At 72.0% G+C, this 17,098-nt stretch carries 10 protein-coding genes; 7 read left to right on the top strand and 3 right to left on the bottom strand.

Going from position 1 to position 17,098, the window contains the following annotated elements; translation table 11 throughout:
• Positions 1 to 62: 62 nt before the first annotated feature.
• The 6 genes from G4D87_RS17155 (at position 63) to G4D87_RS17130 (ending at position 11,408) form a co-directional block, all read left to right on the top strand.
• Entirely contained in the window at positions 63 to 1,301 is a 1,239-nt protein-coding gene (locus G4D87_RS17155) for a GNAT family N-acetyltransferase (RefSeq protein ID WP_163783145.1), read from the top strand.
• A gap of 109 nt (positions 1,302 to 1,410) precedes the next feature.
• Positions 1,411 to 2,172 carry a TVP38/TMEM64 family protein gene (locus G4D87_RS17150; protein WP_240358342.1) on the top strand — a complete coding sequence of 254 codons (762 nt, stop codon included), beginning with the start codon at positions 1,411 to 1,413 and terminating at the stop codon, positions 2,170 to 2,172.
• Positions 2,173 to 2,238: 66 nt separating this feature from the next.
• Positions 2,239 to 4,959 carry a cation-translocating P-type ATPase gene (locus G4D87_RS17145; RefSeq protein WP_163783144.1) on the top strand — a complete coding sequence of 907 codons (2,721 nt, stop codon included), beginning with the start codon at positions 2,239 to 2,241 and terminating at the stop codon, positions 4,957 to 4,959.
• A 196-nt stretch (positions 4,960 to 5,155) separates the two neighbouring features.
• Positions 5,156 to 6,619 carry a complex I 51 kDa subunit family protein gene (locus tag G4D87_RS17140; RefSeq protein WP_163783143.1) on the top strand — a complete coding sequence of 488 codons (1,464 nt, stop codon included), beginning with the start codon at positions 5,156 to 5,158 and terminating at the stop codon, positions 6,617 to 6,619.
• The gene (fdhF, locus tag G4D87_RS17135) at positions 6,607 to 9,345 is read left to right on the top strand and encodes a formate dehydrogenase subunit alpha (RefSeq protein WP_163783142.1); all 2,739 of its coding nucleotides are present in this window, start codon (positions 6,607 to 6,609) and stop codon (positions 9,343 to 9,345) included. The genes G4D87_RS17140 and fdhF overlap by 13 nt, the downstream gene beginning before the upstream one ends.
• Positions 9,333 to 11,408: a sensor histidine kinase gene (locus G4D87_RS17130; RefSeq protein ID WP_205507617.1), complete on the top strand. Its 2,076-nt coding sequence runs from the start codon at positions 9,333 to 9,335 to the stop codon at positions 11,406 to 11,408. The genes fdhF and G4D87_RS17130 overlap by 13 nt, the downstream gene beginning before the upstream one ends.
• Before the next feature lie 12 nt (positions 11,409 to 11,420).
• On the opposite strand, the gene G4D87_RS17125 is transcribed toward G4D87_RS17130, so the two are convergent.
• The 3 genes from G4D87_RS17125 to G4D87_RS17115 all read right to left on the bottom strand — a co-directional run bounded on the left by G4D87_RS17125 (position 11,421) and on the right by G4D87_RS17115 (position 16,642).
• Positions 11,421 to 12,860: an MBL fold metallo-hydrolase gene (locus G4D87_RS17125; protein WP_163783146.1), complete on the bottom strand. Its 1,440-nt coding sequence runs from the start codon at positions 12,858 to 12,860 to the stop codon at positions 11,421 to 11,423.
• Positions 12,861 to 13,030: 170 nt separating this feature from the next.
• A complete protein-coding gene (locus tag G4D87_RS17120) occupies positions 13,031 to 15,571 on the bottom strand; it encodes a cation-translocating P-type ATPase (protein ID WP_163783141.1) in 2,541 nt (846 codons plus the stop codon).
• 297 nt (positions 15,572 to 15,868) lie between these two features.
• On the bottom strand, positions 15,869 to 16,642 hold the full coding sequence (locus tag G4D87_RS17115) for an immunity 49 family protein (protein ID WP_163783140.1): 774 nt from the start codon (positions 16,640 to 16,642) through the stop codon (positions 15,869 to 15,871).
• A gap of 28 nt (positions 16,643 to 16,670) precedes the next feature.
• Here G4D87_RS17115 and G4D87_RS38905 point away from each other — a divergent pair.
• Positions 16,671 to 17,098: hypothetical protein (locus tag G4D87_RS38905; protein ID WP_205507616.1), on the top strand; the 428-nt coding region annotated here is incomplete at its 3' end.

Below are 17,098 nucleotides of genomic sequence, written 5' to 3'. Positions count from 1 at the left end.
GGCCCCCCGCCGTCCAGCTCCTCAACGGCTGAGCGACGCCGCGACTCACGACCCCCCCGGCCATGACGCTTACCTTGAAATTCCACGACTCTGTCAGCCACCTGGGCGACGCGGAGCTGGATACCCTCACCTCCGAGTCGAGCGTCTTCTTCGGCCGGCGCTGGTTCCGCATGCTGGACGCGGTCGACCTGTCCGCCATGGCCCGGGGGGAGCTGTCCCTGCGATATGCCATTGCGTATCAGCAGGGCACTCCCGTCGCGCTGTGCCCGTGTTTCATCACCCGTAGCAAGACCATCTACACGCCCTACTCGCTGGAGCACTTCCTCTTCACCAGTTGGAAGAAGGGCTTCGCCAACGGGCCCGCCTGGAGCCGGGTGGCCGTCGCGGCGGCGGACCTCTACCGCAACGTGGCCTGGCGCACGGGCGCCGGCTTCGATGGCGGCGTCTTCGTCACCAGCCCGCTCAGCATGCGGAGCAGCATCCACTGCGCCGCGCAGTCCGTGGAGGTCGCGAAGCAGGCTCGGGAGCTCATCCTCCAGGGGCTCCGGGAGCTCGCCACCCATGAGCGGCTGCCGCTCTACTTCTACGGCGTGGAGCGGGATGACACGACGCTGAGAGACGCGCTGACGTCCGCGTCGTTCCAGGAGATCTTCATCTACGACGACAACGTCATGGATGTCCCAGGAGACACATTCGACGCCTACCTGGGCCAGTTCAAGAGCGACGTCCGGCGGGTGCTCAAGAAGGAGATCGCGCACGCGCAGAACGCGGGCGTTCGCTTCGAGCGTGTCTCCCGGATGGGCGAGCTGGCGGAGCAGTTGGAGCGGTTCTACGAAGTGACGTACTCCAAGTACGGCAACGAGCACCTCCGCCACCCTTCCACGTTCTGGGCAGCGCTCGACCAGCACGTCGCGCCCGAGGCCGAGGCCGTGGTCGCCTACCAGAACGGCGAGCCCATCGGCTTCTCCCTGCTGCTCCACAAGCGCGACGAGATGTGGTTCTACCGGGTCGGCCGCGCCGAGGCTGGCGCCTCCGAGACGCCGCTGTATTTCAACCTCGCCTTCTACGAGCCGCTGCGCCGGGCCTACGAGCTCGGCGTCAAGAAGCTCTGGCTGGGCGCGAGCGGGTACGAGACGAAGCGGCGCCGGGGCGCGCGCAGGCACGGGCTGTACAGCTACCTGTGGATTCCAGGGCGCTGGTCCCGCGCGGTGCTTCAGCCCTACGTCTCCGCCTACTCCCGCGTGGCCATGGCCATGGCCGCTGGCGGCACGCAGAATGGTCGCATCCGCAAGACGCCCTGAAATGTCGAGGTGAGGGCCTGTCGGGCAGCCAAACCTCCCCCGCTCCCGGGCGCGGCTTGTCCTTCGGGGCGGCGTGCCCAGCTTGGCGCCTTCGGGACGGAAACGTGACGTGGCTGCTGCCTTGTTCGGAGTGGAGGTCCGCGCTCCGCGGGAGCGCGCCGGGCGCATCGAGAATGCCGGCGTGACCCAGGCACGCCTGCCGATGGACCCGCCTGGCGGGCTTCGGGCGGCTTGGGGCCGGGCGCTCCTGCTGGGGCTGCTCCTCGCCGGCCTCGCCCTCCTCGCCGCCTCGGAGCTCTTCCAGTCCGTCCTCCGTCGGTTCCTCGACGCGGCCGCGCCCGTCATCGCCGAGCACCCCTTCTGGGGCGCAGTGCTCTTCGTCCTCCTGTCCGCGCTGTCGGCCATGCTGGCCTTCTTCTCCAGCGCGCTGCTGCTCCCCGTGGCCCTCGAGGCCTGGGGGAAGCTTGTCTGCGCGCTCCTGCTCTGGATGGGGTGGATGCTGGGAGGCGCCTGCGCCTATGGCATCGCCCGCGCCTGGGGCCGGCCCGTCATCCGCCGGCTCACCTCCACCCGCCTGCTCTCCCGCTACGAGGAGCGCATCTCCCGGCACAGCTCCTTCGGCCTGGTGCTCCTCTTCCAGCTCGCGGTCCCCTCGGAGATTCCCGGCTACGTGCTCGGCCTGGCGCGCTATGGGCTGCGCCGCTATCTGCGCGTCCTCGCGCTCGCGGAGCTCCCATACGCGGTGGGCACCGTCTACCTGGGCGCCAGCGTCGTCGAGCGACGCCCGCTCGTCCTGCTGGGCCTGGGAGTGTCCGGCATCCTCTTCGGGGTATGGGCCATCCACCTCTTGCGCAGGCGCCTGGGTCCGTAGCCCCGCGCCACGAGCCGCCCCATCCTTGCGACAGCCGGGCGGGCCACACCGCCCTGGAGAGGGGACATGGAGCCCAAGCAAGTACAGCCCTGGCATGCCCTGCCGGTGGAGGAGACCGAATCCCAGCTCGGAACCGGGCCGCCCGGGCTCCAGCGCTCCACGGCCGGGGCCCGGCTGGCGCGGCACGGTCCCAACCAGCTCGCGGAGACCCCGCCGACGAGCCCCCTGGCGCTGCTCGTCCACCAGTTCAAGAGCCCCCTCATCTACATCCTGCTGGCCGCCTGCGCGGTGACACTCGTGCTGGGCGACCTCATTGACGCGGGCGCCATCGCGGCCATCCTCGCCATCAACGCCGCCATCGGCTTCACGCAGGAGCGGCGGGCCGAGGTCTCGGTCCGGTCGCTGATGCGGCTGGTGTCACCCAAGGCGCGCGTCATCCGCGACGGGCACGAGTGGGAGGTGGAGAGCCGGGACCTGGTGCCTGGAGACCTGGTGCTGCTGGAGTCGGGCACCCGGGTGCCGGCGGACCTGCGGTTGGTGTCCGCCACGGCGCTGACCGTCGACGAGTCGCTGCTCACCGGCGAGTCCGCCAACGTGCACAAGCGCGCGAGCGTGGTGGCCGCGGACGCGCCGCTGTCGGACCGGGAGGACATGGCCTACACAGGCACGGTGGTGTCCAGCGGGAGGGGGCGCGGCTACGTCGTGGCCACCGGTGGCGCCACCGAGCTGGGGAAGATCGCCGGTCAAATCCGGGGCGAGGCCGTGTCCACCACCCCGCTCCAGGAGCGGATGGACCGGTTCGCCCGGCTGGTGGGACTGGTGGTGCTCGTGGGCTCCGGGCTGAGCTTCCTCATCGGCGTGGTGCGGGGCGAGTCCATGGCGCACATGTTCATGCTCGCGGTGGCGCTCGCGGTGGCCGCGGTGCCCGAGGGCCTGCCCGTGGTGCTCACCATCACCCTGGCGGTGGGGGTCGGCCGCATGGCGCGGCGGCGGGCCATCATCCGCAAGCTGCCCGCAATCGAAACGCTGGGCAGCACCACCGTCATCGGCACGGACAAGACGGGCACGCTGACGGAGAACCGGATGACGGTGCAGGAGCTGTGGGCCGGAGGCCGCTTCCTCACACTGTCGGACGAGGCCCCGCGGAGAGACGCACGGGCGCGGCCGGTCGAGGGCGCGGAGGACCTGGCCGAGCACCCGCCGCTGTACCTGCTGCTGCTCGCGGGGGTGCTCGCCAACGAGGCCGAGGTGTTCCAGGGCGAGCAGGGCGTGGAGACGCGCGGAGACCCCACGGAGGCGGCCCTGCTGCTGGCGGCGGAGCGGCTGGAGCTGGCGCACGAGACGGTGCGGGGACACTGGACCTCCTACGCGGAGATTCCCTTCGAGCCCGAGCGACAGTACTCGGCGAGCATCCGTGAGCGCGACGGCCAGCGGGTGGTGTTCGTGAAGGGGGCGCCGGAGCGGGTGCTGACGATGAGCACCGCGCAGCTCGGTGAGGCGGGCGTGGAGCCGCTGAACGGGGAGGCCGTGCACCAGGCGGCGGCGGCGCTGGCCGGGCGGGGCCTCCGGGTGCTGGCCATGGCGTACCGGCGGCTGGAGGACAAGGGGGCGCGACCGGACACGGTGGGAGCACCCGAGGGCCTCGTCTTCCTCGGGCTGACGGGGATGATGGATCCACCGCGTGCGGGCGTGCGTGAAGCCATCGCGAGCTGCCAGGACGCGGGGCTCCGGGTGGTGATGATCACCGGCGACCACGTGGCCACGGCGCGCGCCATTGGCCAGGAGCTGGGGCTCGCGGGCGGCGGCGCGGCGATGACGGGAACCGAGCTGGCGACGCTGGACGACGAGGCCCTGCGGAGGCGGACGAAGGAGGTGGACATCTACGCCCGGGTGGCGCCGGAGCAGAAGCTGCGCGTGGTGCAGGCGCTCCAGGCCGTGGGCGAGGTGGTGGCGGTGACAGGCGACGGCGTCAACGACGCACCGGCGCTCAAGGCGGCCGACATCGGCGTGGCCATGGGCAGGAGCGGCACGGACGTGGCGCGCGAGGCCTCGGACATGGTGCTGGCGGACGACAACTTCGTGAGCATCGCCGCGGCGGTGGAGGTCGGGCGCGTCACCTTCGACAACCTGCGCAAGGCGACGTTCTTCCTGGTGAGCACGGGGGCGGCGTCCATCATCACGCTCATCACCTCGCTGGCGCTGGGCTGGCCGCTGCCGCTGCTCCCCGCGCAGTTGCTGTGGCTCAACCTGGTGACGAAGGGGCTCCAGGATGTGGCGCTGGCCTTCGAGCCCGCGGACCCGGGGGTGATGGCGCGGGCGCCCCGGGCGCGACGGGAGGGGTTCATCTCCGAGCTGCTGTGGGAGCGCACGGTGCTCGCCGGGTTGGTCATGGCGGCGGGGACGCTGCTGGTGTTCCGGTGGGAGCTGGACGAAACGGGCTCGCTCACGGTCGCGCAGACGGCGGCGCTCACGACGATGGTGCTCTTCCAGATGTTCCAGGTGGGCAATTCGCGCTCGGAGGCACAATCCGTGTTCGCGCGCAGCCCCTTCTCCAACCCCATGTTGTTCTGGGCCACGGCCGCCTCACTGGTCGTGCACGTGGGCGCCCTCTACCTCGTCCCGACCCAGTTCGTGCTGAGGGTGGTGCCGCTCACGGACTGGGACTCGTGGGTGCGCATCGTGGGGGTGGCCTCGACCATCATCGTGGCCATGGAGCTGCACAAACGGCTGCGGCGCCCAGAACCACCCGTGACGTCCCGGGCCGCCCAGCGGCCCCGCGCGGCCTGACGGAGGGCCGTGCGCCCCGGGGAGCGAAGGTGTCTCGGACGCGGGGGTGAGGAGCCGTCTCCTTCCGCTCGGCGTGACGGAAGAGCTTCAGGTGATGGACGTGGCGCCGCGCCCGGGAGAGCGGCCGGGCCTCCACCCCCCTACCCTGCCCCGTGGCTCGCGGCCGCCATCGCGCGCCGCGCTGGGGGAGGCGAGCATGAGGACTGGAACGGGAACGCGCGCGCTCGAGTCCTTCTACCACCTGGGGCATGAGCCCCTGGGCGAGCGGGCGTGTCAGGGCACGGCGTGCTTCGTGGCGCGCCACCTCCAGCCGGAGCGCTGGCGAAAGGCCCTCCAAGACGACGCCCGCGTCTACTGCCTGGGCAGTTGCCATATGGCCCCCGCCACCACCCGTGAGACGGCCCGCCCCACGGTGCGGGTGCGGGCGCCGCGCGCCATCGCGCTCGAACGCGTCGCGACGGGCGGCGCGCGCGCCCTGGCGGACTACACGCGTCAGGGAGGCTACGAGACCCTGGCGCGGGCGCTGACCTCGCCGCCAGAGGCGCTCGTGCTCCAGGTGGAGCGCTCCGGGCTGCGCGGCCGCGGAGGCGCGGGCTTCCCCACCGGCCGCAAGCTGCGCGCGGTGGCCGCCGCGCCTGGCGAGGAGAAGGACGTGGTGGCCAACGCGGATGAAGGTGACGCCGGCGCCTATATCGACCGCTACCTCCTGGAGGAGGACCCTCACGCCGTGCTGGAGGGGCTGCTGCTCGCGGCCTACGCGGTGGGCGCCCGCAGGGGCTTCATCTACGTCCGCAAGGAGTACCCGCTGGCCGCGTGCGTCCTGCATGTGGCCCTGCACGAGGCGCACCGGGAGGGCCTGCTGGGCCACCGCATCCTGGGCAGCAACTTCTCCTGTGAAGTCTCGCTGGAGGTGGGGCGCGGCAGCTACGTGTGTGGCGAGGAGACTGCGCTGCTCAACGCCCTGGAGGGACGCCGGCCCTTCGTGCGCGCCCGGCCTCCCTACCCCGCCCAGGCGGGCCTCTTCGGCCGGCCCACCCTGGTGCAGAACGTGGAGACGCTGGTCAACCTCCCGTGGATTTCACGCCATGGCGGCGACGCATACGCGGCGCTGGGGATTGTCGGCAGCCGGGGGACGAAGGTGCTGTCGCTCAACTCCCTCTTCCACCGCCCGGGACTCTACGAGGTGGAGCTGGGCGTGCCGGTGCGCGCCGTGGTGGAGGAGCTGGGCGGCGGACTGCGCACCGGGCCGCTGAAGGGCGTCCTCATTGGCGGGCCGCTGGCGGGAGTCCTTCCCCCGCACCTGCTGGACACGCCGCTGGCCTTCGAGGAGCTCAAGGCGGTGGGTGCGTCCGTGGGGCACGGCGGGGTGGTGGCGTTCGACACGCACACGTCCATCGCCGCGCTGGTGCACCACGTCTTCTCCTTCGGGGCCTACGAGTCGTGCGGCAAGTGCACCCCGTGCCGACTGGGAGCCCGGCACGTCGAGCAGCGCTTCGCACGCGTGCTGGAGGCGGGCCCGGTGTCCGGCGCGGACGGCTGGGAGGACGTCGTGGAGGCGCTGCGCCTCACCAGCCTGTGCGGGCACGGCACGGGGCTGGGGGAGTTCGCCCAGAGCGTGCTGCGCTACTACCGCGAGGAGGTGGAGGCATGCTTCACATAACCGTGGACGGGCAGCCGCGCGAGTGCGCGCCGGGCACCCTCCTGGTGGCCCTGGAGGCGCTGGGCGTCACCGTCCCCGCCCTGTGCAACGACTCGCGGATGGCGCCGGTGGGGGCCTGCCGCACCTGCATCGTCGAGGTGGAGGGCTGCGCGCGCCCGGTGGCCGCCTGCACCACGCCGCTGACGGAGGGCATGGTGGTGCACACGCGCACGCCCCTGGTGGAGGCGCAGCGGCGGGTGTTGCTGCGGCTCCTGGCCTCGGAGTACCCGGCCGAGGCCGTGGCGCGTCAGCCGGACAAGCCCTTCCACCGCGCGCTGCGCGAGTACGGCCTGGAGGGCGAGCCGCGCGGCGTGTACCAGCCAGCGCTGCGGGACGACTCGCACCCCTACATCCACGTGGACATGTCCCAGTGCATCCACTGCTACCGCTGCGTCCGCATCTGCGACGAGGTGCAGGGGCAGTTCGTCTGGCGGGTTTGGAACCGGGGCGCCGGGACGCGCATCCTCCCGGATGGGCCCAACCTGCGGGAGAGCTCCTGCGTCTCCTGCGGCGCCTGCGTGGACACCTGCCCCACCGGCGCGCTGGAGGACCGGACGCTCCTGGACCAGCGATGGCCCCAGACCTGGACGCGCACCACCTGCCCCTACTGTGGGGTGGGCTGCGAAATGGACGTGGGCGCTCGCGGCGGGCGCATCGTCACCTCGCGGCCCTCGCGCGAGGGCCCCTCCAACCAGGGCCACCTGTGCTCCAAGGGCCGCTATGCCTTCGGCTTCGGCGAGGCGCCGGACCGAGTCACCGTGCCGCTCTTGCGAGAGAACGGAGGGTGGCGCCGCGCCTCGTGGGACGAGGCGCTGGGCTTCATCGCCCAGCGGCTGCGGCACCTGCGGGTGGAGCATGGGCCGGACGCGGTGGGCATGCTGGGCTCGGCGCGGGCCACCAACGAGGAGAACTACCTGGCGCAGAAGCTGGCCCGCGTGGCGCTTGGCACGAACAACGTGGACTGCTGCGCACGCGTGTGCCACGCCCCCAGCGCCGCGGCGCTGAAGCGGATGCTGGGCACGGGCGCGGCCACCAGCTCCTTCGAGGATGTCGAGCACGCGCGCACCCTGCTGGTGGCCGGCAGCAACACCACGGAGTGCCACCCCGTCGTCGGCGCCCGGCTGAAGCAGGCGGTGCTGCGCGGGGCGAAGCTCATCGTCATCGACTCGCGGCGTACCGAGCTGGCGCGCTACGCGGACGTGCACCTCCAGCCCCGGGCGGGCACGGACGTGCCGCTGCTCAACGCGCTGGCCCACGTGGTGGTGACCGAGCGCCTGTGCGACGAGGACTTCCTGCGCGAGCGCGTGGAGGCGGTGGAGGACTTCCGGGCCTTCATCCTCGACTGGACGCCCGAGCGCGCCGCGGACCTGTGCGGGGTGGACGCGGAGGCCATCCGTCAGGCGGCGCGGCTGTACGCCACGCACGGCCCGTCCATGATGCTCCATGGGCTGGGCATGACGGAGCACGTCCAGGGCACGGAGTCCGTCATGGCGCTCATCAACCTGGCGCTGCTGACGGGCAACCTCGGCGGGCCGGGCACCGGGGTGAACCCGATGCGCGGGCAGAACAACGTGCAGGGCTCCGCGCACATGGGCTGCGAGCCGGGGCACCTGACGGGCTACGTCCCGCTGGAGTTGAACCGCGCGCGCTTCGAGGCGGCCTGGGGCGCGCCCCTGTCGGCGGCGCCCGGCCTGGATTTGATGGAGATGCTGGACGCGGCGCGCCGGGGGCGGCTCAAGGCGCTGTGGGCCTTCGGCTACGACGTGCTGCTCACCAACCCCGAGGCGCGCGCCACGCGTGAGGCGCTGGAGCGGCTGGAGCTGCTGGTGGTGCAGGACCTGTTCCTCAACGAAACGGCGCGGGCGTGTGGCCACGTCTTCCTGCCCGCGTGCACGTCGTTCGAGAAGGACGGCACCTTCATGAATGGCGAGCGGCGCGTGCAGCGGGTGCGCCAGGCCCTGCCGCCCGCGGGTGAGTCGCTGCCAGACTGGGAGATTCTCTGCCGCGCGGCGCGGGCCCTGGGGCACTCCCAGGGCTTTGCCTTCCAATCCCCAGAGGAGGTCTGGGACGAGGTGCGGCGGGTGTGGCCGGCGGGAGCGGGGCTCTCCTATGCCCGGCTGGACATGGGAGGCCTGCAGTGGCCCTGCCCCGACGAGGCGCACCCCGGCACCCGGCGGCTGCACACCCACCAGTTCGCCAGCGGCGCCCGGGCGGCGCTGCGCCGCGTCGACTACCGGCGCTCGCCGGAGGTGCGCACGGACGACCACCCCTTCGTGCTGATGACGGGCCGGCGCCTGTACCAGTTCAACGCGGGGACGATGACAATGCGCACCCCCCACGCACTGCTGCAGCCCGGCGACTGGCTGGACATGGCCCCGGCGGACGCGGACCGGCTGGGGCTGGAGGATGGCGCGCGGGTGCGGGTGTGCAGCCGCCATGGAGCGGTGGAGCTGCCCATGCGCCGAGCCGAGGGCCTGCGCCCCGGCGAGCTCTTCACCACCTTCCACACCGCCGAGGTCTTCATCAACGCCGTCATCGGCCCTCAGCGGGACGGGTACACCCACACGCCCGATTACAAGGTGACGGCCGTGCGGGTGGAGCGAGCCGGGCGGCTCCCACCGGCGTCCGGTGGGCCAGGGGGCGCCCCCGAAGCCGGGCAGTCGCTGGAGTCGCCGTGCGAAGGGTGAAGGGGCGCCCTCGGCGAAACAGCGGGCGCCGGCACCGGCTGGAGCAGTCGCTCCGTCTGGCGGAGGCCCGGCTCGCCGGGCTCGTCTCCAGCACCGTCGACGCCATCATCTCCGTGGACACGGAGCAGCACATCACCCACTTCAACGAGGGCGCGGAGCACATCTTCGGCTACTCCGCCCGGGAAGCCGTGGGCCAGCGACTGGACCTGCTCATCCCCGAGCGGTACCGGCAGGTGCACCAGACGCACGTGCGGCAATTCGCGGAGGGCACCCAGGCCTCCCGGCTGATGGGAGAGTGGCGCGCCATCGCCGGCCGGCGCAAGAGCGGCGAGGAGTTCCCCGCGGAGGCCAGCATCTCGAAGGTGAAGGTGGATGGGACGGCCCTGCTCACCGTCATCCTTCGCGACATCTCCGCCCGGACGCGCGCGGAGGAGGTGCTCCGCAACAGCGAGGAGCGCTTCCGGACCGCGTTCGAGGATGCCCCCATCGGCATGGCCCTGATCGGACTGGACGGCCGGTTCCTGAACGTGAACGGCGCCATGTGCGACATCGTCGGGTACCCGCCCGAGGAGCTCCTCACCCGGACCTTCCAGGACATCACCTGGCCCGAGGACCTGGCGCCGGACCTGGAGAACGCCCAGCGCCTGCTCGATGGAGCGGTCCGCTCCTTCCAGCGGGAGAAGCGCTACCTCCACAGGCAGGGCCACCTCGTGAGCGTGCTGCTGACGGGCTCGCTGGTGCGTGACGCCCAAGGCAGGCCGCTCCACTTCATCGCGCAGGTCCAGGACATCTCCGAGCGCAAGCAGTTGGAGCAGGCCCTGCGCTTCCTGGCGGAGGCGGGGCCCCAGCTCGCCCGTTTCCTGGAGCCCCGGGCGACACTCGCCACCGTGGCCCGGCTCGCCGTCCCGGCGCTGGCGGACTGGTGCGTGGTCGACCTGCTGGATGACAGTGGGCGGCTCATGGCGGTGGAGGGCCTGGCGGCCTCGCCGGAGAAGTCCCGCCTGTTGCACGAGCTGCTCACCGCCTATCCGCATGACCCGTCACGCCAGGGAGACATCGTCGCCGGAGTCCTCCGGACGGGCCGGTCCGTCCTCCTGCCAGAGTCCCCCGTCACGGCGTTCGAGGCGGCGGCGGAGGACGACGAGCACCTGGAGTTGCTGCGCCGCCTCGCGCCCGTCTCGGGGCTGGTCGTTCCCCTGCGCGCCCGGGAGCGCGTCCTGGGCGCGGTCATCCTGTGGACCTCCGAGTCGGGGCGCCACTACGGTGCCCGCGACCTGGCCCTGGCCGAGGAGCTCGCCAGCCGCGCCGCGCTCGCCATCGACAATGCCCGGCTCCATGAGAAGTCCGAGCAGGCGACCCGTCTTCGCGACGAGGTCCTGCGCATCGTCGCCCATGACCTCCGCACCCCCCTGAACGTCATCGCCCTGAGCGCGGGGACGCTCCTGAAGCGCGCGCCGGAGCAGCGGGCCACCGACACCCGGCCGCTCGAGTCCATCCGGAAGGCGGTGGACCGCGCGAACAGGCTCATCCAGGACCTGCTGGACGTCGCCAGGCTGGACGCCGGCCACCTGCCGATGGAGCGCGGCCCGCTGGAGACCGGGGCCCTCGTCTGGGAGGCCGTCGACCTGCACCGCGCGCTCGCGGAGGCCCGCGCCATCCAGCTCACGGCGCACGTCCCCGAGGCCCCTCCTCCCGTCCTCGCGGACCATGACCGGGTGATACAGATCTTCTCCAACCTGCTGGGCAACGCCCTCAAGTTCACGCCCGAGGGCGGACGGATCTCCGTCCGGGCCGTGCCCGAGGGGCGCATGATGCGCTTCTCCGTGAGGGACACGGGGCGCGGGATTCCCGCGGAGCACCAACCTCACCTCTTCGAGGCTTTCTGGCAGGCCCGCGCGGGGAGCAAGGACGGAGCCGGGCTGGGGCTCGCCATCGTCAAGGGGCTCGTCGATGCCCACGGCGGCCGTGTCTGGGTGGAGAGCCAGCCGGGCGTGGGGAGCACCTTCTCCTTCACGCTCCCCACGTCGCCGCGGGACGGACAGCAGCTCACGCACCACGCGTGAGTCGTGCCGGGCTCACCGCGGCGGCGCGGGCTCCACCGTCTCCGGGGCCTCGGGGGGCCTGGCCTCACTCGCGGGAGGCGGACCTTCACGCACCGGCAACTCCAACCGCCTCCACGCCGTCATGCCCCCGAGCAGATTCGAGACGCGCGCGAAGCCATGGCTCAGCAGGATGCTCACGGCGAGCCCGGCCCGGTGGCCCACGCTGCACGTCACCGCCACCGGGAGGTCGGGGCGAAGGCCCAGCCGAGGGAGGCGCTCGTCGAGCTCGCCGACGTAGACATGGCGCGCATCCGGGATGTGGCCCTGCTCGAACTCGGACAGCTCGCGCACGTCCAGCGTCTGGAAGTCCTCGGAGTGGGCGAAGAGCTCCTCGGGCGTCAACGTGCCGCCGCGCTCGACGGGCAGGCCGGCGTTGCGCCAGGCGCTGAAGCCTCCGGAGAGGACACCCTGCACCTCGTCGAGCCCGACGCGGGCCAGCGCCAGCACCGCCTCCCCCGGGTCCGCGAGCTCCGGCAGGACGAGGAACAGCGGCGTGAGGGGCCGCGCCACCACCTGGCCTCCGAACACGGGCAGCCCCTTCAACCAGACATTCAGCGAGCCGGCGATGTGGCCTGCCGCGAAGGCCTCGGGTTCGCGGGCGTCCAGGACGACGCCGCACTGGAGCGCTCGCTGGAAGCCGCTCGGGGACAGGAAGGGGATGGCCGCGGACTCAGGGGAGAGCGGGATGCCGCCGCGCAGGTTCACCTCCTCCATGCGCGAGAAGTACGACGGCCGGGGCAGCCGCTCTCGCACCTTGTGCTGGATGAAGTCGCCGCGCGAGAGGGTGAAGACGGGGTTGTGGTGGCGCTCGAAGCCGAGCGTCGTCGGCTCCCGGTCGGCGATGTCGGCGCCGCACACCGAGCCGGCGCCGTGCGCGGGGAGGACGAGCGCCTGGTCTCCCAGGGGCAGCACCTTCTGGTGGAGGGCGTCGTAGAGGCGCGCGGCGTTCTCGAGCGTGCGCTCCGGGTCCTCCAGGTCGGTGCGCCCGGTCGCCCCGGCGAAGAGCGCATCGCCGGTGAAGACACCCCAGGCCAGCGCGTGGTGGGCATCCAGGTAGACCGCCCAGCTCGTGCTCTCCGGCGTGTGGCCCGGCGTGTGGAGGGTCACCAGGGTCAGGCCGCCCAGGTGCAACCGCTCGTGCTCACCCACCTGCAGGCCTGCGTGACCGGTGATGGGGTGCTTGCCCGCCACCACCTGGGCCCCCGTGAGGCGGGCGAGCTCCGCGGCGCCCTGGACGAAGTCCTCCTGGCGGTGCGTCTGCAGCACATAGCGCAGGCGCAGGCCCTGGCTCCGGAGCACGTCGAGGTACACGCCGACGTCACGTCGCGGATCCACCACGAGCGCCTCACCCTGGCTGCCTAGGACATAGGAGACGTGGGCGAGGCCCGCGGTCTTGATGGCCTGGAAGTACATGGACACGGTCCTCCCTGGCTGAGGGTGGGAGCTCGCGCCGGGGTTGGGGAGCGCGGGCGCGCCAGGGTGCTGCCCGCCTGGGCCCTCTGGAGCCCAGGGTTCATGCGCCTGCCCGTTCACGTTGGAGCATGAAGGCCGGCACCTGCCGGAGCCGTCAGGAGGATGCCGCGTCAGGCGGCGCCGCGCCGGACCTGCCGGTGGAGGGGCGGCGCCGCGGTCCCTGCTCGCGGCGCATGCGCCTTGGCGGCGCCGCGCCAGCGCGCGAGCACCAGGGGCAGCGAAGCCACGGCCACGCCGACGGCGACGCGCGCCCAGTCGTCCACGTCCAGCGGGCGCAGCATCAGCAGGCGCGCCAGGGCCGGCACCTGGATGAGGAGCAGCGACACGCCGGTCGTCAACGCGCAGACCCAGCGCGCCGTGCGCGTCCGCAGGCCCGTGAGCACGGCCGCGAACACGGCGCTCGCGAGCGTGAGCGAGGCCACCGCCGCCGCGCGTCCATGCTCGACGTCGCTCCCCGCGCCCAGGCTCCGGTCGTAGCTCCACACCAGCCCCACGGTCATCAAGCCCCCCACCAGCGCGAGCAGGCTCCAGTCCCCCGCCGAGAAGAAGCGCGCGGCGCCCCGGCGTCTCACGGGCGCCAGGCGCCCCGGGCGCGCCGCGGCCTGGAAGGCCAGCATCGCCGTGGGATGGATGATGAGCTCCAGCCAGACGATGTGGACGGGCAGGTACAGGAGCGGGTAGCCCGCCAGCGGCACCAGCGCCGCCGTCACCACCAGCGGGATGTGGATGAGCAGCAGGTAGAGAAAGCAGGCCTGGAGGTTGCGGAAGAGCTGGCGGCCCTCGGCGATGGCCCGCACCAGCGTGCCGAAGTCATCGTCCAGCAGGACGATGGAGGCCACCTCACGCGCGCTGCGAGTCCCCCGCTCCCCCATGGCGATGCCCACGTCCGCCGCCTGGAGCGCCGGCACGTCGTTCACGCCATCCCCCGTGGCCGCGACCACCTCCCCTCGCCGCTGGAGCGCCGCCACCAGCGCGTACTTCTGCGCTGGCACCGCGCGGGCCACCACGTCCACCTCCGGCACGGCGCCGCCCTCGTTCAGCCGGGCCTCCAGCGCCTCGCCGGTGAGCACCCGGGGCCGCGCGCCACCGAGCCCCAGCTCGCGAGCCACCGCCAGGGCCGTCGCGGGGTGGTCCCCCGTCACCATCACCGTTCGCAGTCCGGCCTCCTCGCACTCCCGCACCGCCTCCCGCACGCCCGGGCGCACCGGGTCCTCGAAGGCCACGAGCCCCAGAAATTGGAACCCCCGGTCTGGCTCGCCGCCTCGCCAGGAGGCGGAGTCCAGCGGCTGGCTCGCACAGGCGATGACCTTGCGCCCCTCGGCCGCGAGCGCCGCCACGCGCCGCGCCCAGTCCATGCGCGCACCGGCCTCCAGCGTGCAGAGGTCCACGACCCGCTCCGGTGCGCCCTTCACGGCGGCGAGCAGGCGCCCCTCCCCGTCGTCCACCACCGCCGTCTCGCGTCGGCGCTCCTCGGTGAAGGGGAAGGTGGCCTGGGTGCTCGGGCGGGCCACGCCGGGCCGGGCGCGCGCGGCCTCTTCGAGCAGCGCGGCGTCGAGCGGGTCCCTCCCCTCCTCGCGCGACGCGAGCGCCGCGGTCCACAGCAGCGCGTCGGCCTGGACGCCCGGCGCCGGCAGCACGCGCGCCACCCGCACGCGGCCCTCTGTCAGCGTGCCCGTCTTGTCCGAGCAGATGCAGGTGACCCGGCCGATGTTCTCGACGGACACCGAGCGCCGCACCAGGGCCTGCCTCCGGGCCAGCCGGTACACGCCCGCGCCGAGGAAGAAGGTGAAGGCCACTGGAAACTCCTCGGGCAGCGCCGCCACGGCGAGCGTGACCGCGCTCAGCAGCGCATCCATCCACCCGAAGCCCTGGCGCCAGCGCACGAACGCGAGCACCGCGCACATCACCGCGGCCACGCCCATCAGCACTGCCACCAGGTGGGCCACGGCCTGCTGGAGCGGCGTGCGCGCGTGTGCGCCCTGCGTGGCCGAGCGCACGATGCTCCCGTAGAGCGTCTCCCGCCCGGTGAAGACGACGCGTACCCAGGCCGTCCCCGTCAGCAGCCTCGTTCCGGCGAGTCCCCAATGCGAGCCCTCCACCGTCGGCTCGTCTCCTGGAGGGAGATGGGACAGGGGCCGCTTGCGCACGGGCAGCGCTTCGCCGGTGAGTGAAGACTCCTCGGCTTGCAGGCCCTCACCGCGGAGGACCAGCCCGTCCGCGGGGAAGTGCTCACCCGGCTGCACCCGCGCCAGGTCCCCCACGACCAGCTCGTCCGCGGGCACCACCTGCTCGGTCCCCGCGCGCAGCACGGTGGCGCGAGCGGCCAGCCGGCTCTGCAGGCCGGCGGTAGAGGCGCGCGTCCGACGATGCAGGAACGCGTCCATGCCGAGCAGCGGGACGATGGCCAGCAGCAGCACCAGCCCTTCGGTGCGCGCTCCCAGCACGAAATAGAGCCCGCTCGTCCCCACGAGGAACCAGAGCATCGGGTCTCCGGCGGTCTCTCGCAGGACGTGGAGCCACGAGCGATGGGGCCGCGCCAGCACGTCATTGCGCCCGTAGCGAGCCCGCCGCTCGCTCACCTCGTCCGTGTCGAGGCCGCGAGCATCGTCCAGCGGCGCGGGAAGGCGCCGGATGGGGACAGGGATTCGCATGGCCGCCGTACCAGGACGAAGCTGGAGGTCAGGGCGGGCGTTGGCAACTCAGGGCGCTGGGCTTGCTCCCCTGGGTGGGGCACGACGGACGACTAGCGGCTCACGCCCTCCCATGAGCACGGTCGTCACCAGGGACACGACCCGCGAGCCACTGTGTCCGTGGCAGACCAGCACGACCCTACTGGCGCTCGGGCTCACGAGCAGTGGGGTGCCGCCTGTGGAGTTGGCGACGAGGTGCCTCCGGGCGAGGCCCCTTGTCCACGGAGCAGGGATGCGAGGAGTGGAGGGCGCGCGCCCTCACCCCTCCTCTGGCCGCATCCATGCATCATGGGCCACTGGAAGCACGGGCAGCTCGCGGGCAATAGACGGAACATGAAGATGTTCCACCTCCGTCAGGAGGCGCTTGCGCTCAGCCAGACGTAGCAGCGCAAGCCCCTCCACCGAGAAGTTCCACTCCGTCGCCAGCAACTCTGGCGCGACGTGCTGTCTCTCCGCCACGGTGCGTAGGTGCTCATCCCGGTCGGCCAGGAAGCGGTTGAGCGCGAAAGTGAACTCAACCTCGCGGGCCAGAAACAGGGCCTGACACAACTCCAGCCGAATGTCCTCCGCCCCCTGCAGGGCCTTCTCGTACCTGTCGAGCAGCGCCTCGCACGAGGCGTCATCCGCCCCCAGAAAGAACTGCTGCATGAGGAACTCGACGAAGAGGAAGTCCTCCTCGTACTCCTCGTCCCGTGCCCAGGACCTGCGCACATGACGAGCAATCTCTGCCGCCCCCACGAAGTCACCAGCGCCAATGGCATCAAAGAACGGCAGGGCGCGGCTCGTCCGCAGCTCGCGCGTCTCTGCCTGTTGGAGATAGTGGAGGAAGGCGCGACCGCTGCGATGCAGTTCGCGGTGCAGTCTCTCGGAGGTTCCCGTGAGGAAGAGCGCCGAGATACCGACGACACGGTAGTTCCGGCAGAACGCGAGGATGCCTCGGAAATTCACCCGACCGCCAATGACATGCGGAACGAGGTCCCGATTTTCCAGAATGGCATTGCGCTGGTGAATGGAGCTGCGCTCGGTGTTCATTGGGAGGCTCGGGTCAGGAAACCTTGTGATGAAGGAGAACACCGCCAACGTCCCCCAGGTCCGAACTGGAGCTGACGAGCGCATGACGTGTCCGCGCATGCCCGCGAGCCAAGGCATGAACGGCGAGACAGAGACCAAGGGCACCACTGGCCGCGCCTGTGTCTCCTACCGCAGTCGCGGGGAAATGCCCCGCCGGGTCGTGCAACCACTCCTGGCTCCGGACCAGCACATGGCCCCACTCACGCGCTCGCCACTCCTCGCCGTTCAGGTCAACGAAGACATCCCCGTTGAAAGGCTCGCTGGGCAGTCCCGACGCGAGCACCTGCTGAAGACAGGCGGCCAGCCCAACGCCCGTATTCGGCTTCCCCGTGAACGGAGGGTGCTCTTCACGGCCAGTTGCCGCACTCGCGATGCGGACTGCTCCCAAGACTCCGCGGCGCTGCGCAGCAGCGGGGC

The sequence above is a fragment of the Myxococcus vastator genome (assembly GCF_010894475.1).
Taxonomy (GTDB): domain Bacteria; phylum Myxococcota; class Myxococcia; order Myxococcales; family Myxococcaceae; genus Myxococcus; species Myxococcus vastator.
This window is presented reverse-complemented; position numbering and strand designations above follow the sequence as displayed.

Coding starts and splice junctions, on each gene's coding strand:
- G4D87_RS17155 (WP_163783145.1), top strand. CDS start 63: ATGACGCTTACCTTGAAATTCCACGACTCTGTCAGCCACCTGGGCGAC.
- G4D87_RS17145 (WP_163783144.1), top strand. CDS start 2,239: ATGGAGCCCAAGCAAGTACAGCCCTGGCATGCCCTGCCGGTGGAGGAG.
- G4D87_RS17140 (WP_163783143.1), top strand. CDS start 5,156: ATGAGGACTGGAACGGGAACGCGCGCGCTCGAGTCCTTCTACCACCTG.
- fdhF (WP_163783142.1), top strand. CDS start 6,607: ATGCTTCACATAACCGTGGACGGGCAGCCGCGCGAGTGCGCGCCGGGC.
- G4D87_RS17125 (WP_163783146.1), bottom strand. CDS start 12,860: ATGTACTTCCAGGCCATCAAGACCGCGGGCCTCGCCCACGTCTCCTAT.
- G4D87_RS17120 (WP_163783141.1), bottom strand. CDS start 15,571: ATGCGAATCCCTGTCCCCATCCGGCGCCTTCCCGCGCCGCTGGACGAT.
- G4D87_RS17115 (WP_163783140.1), bottom strand. CDS start 16,642: ATGAACACCGAGCGCAGCTCCATTCACCAGCGCAATGCCATTCTGGAA.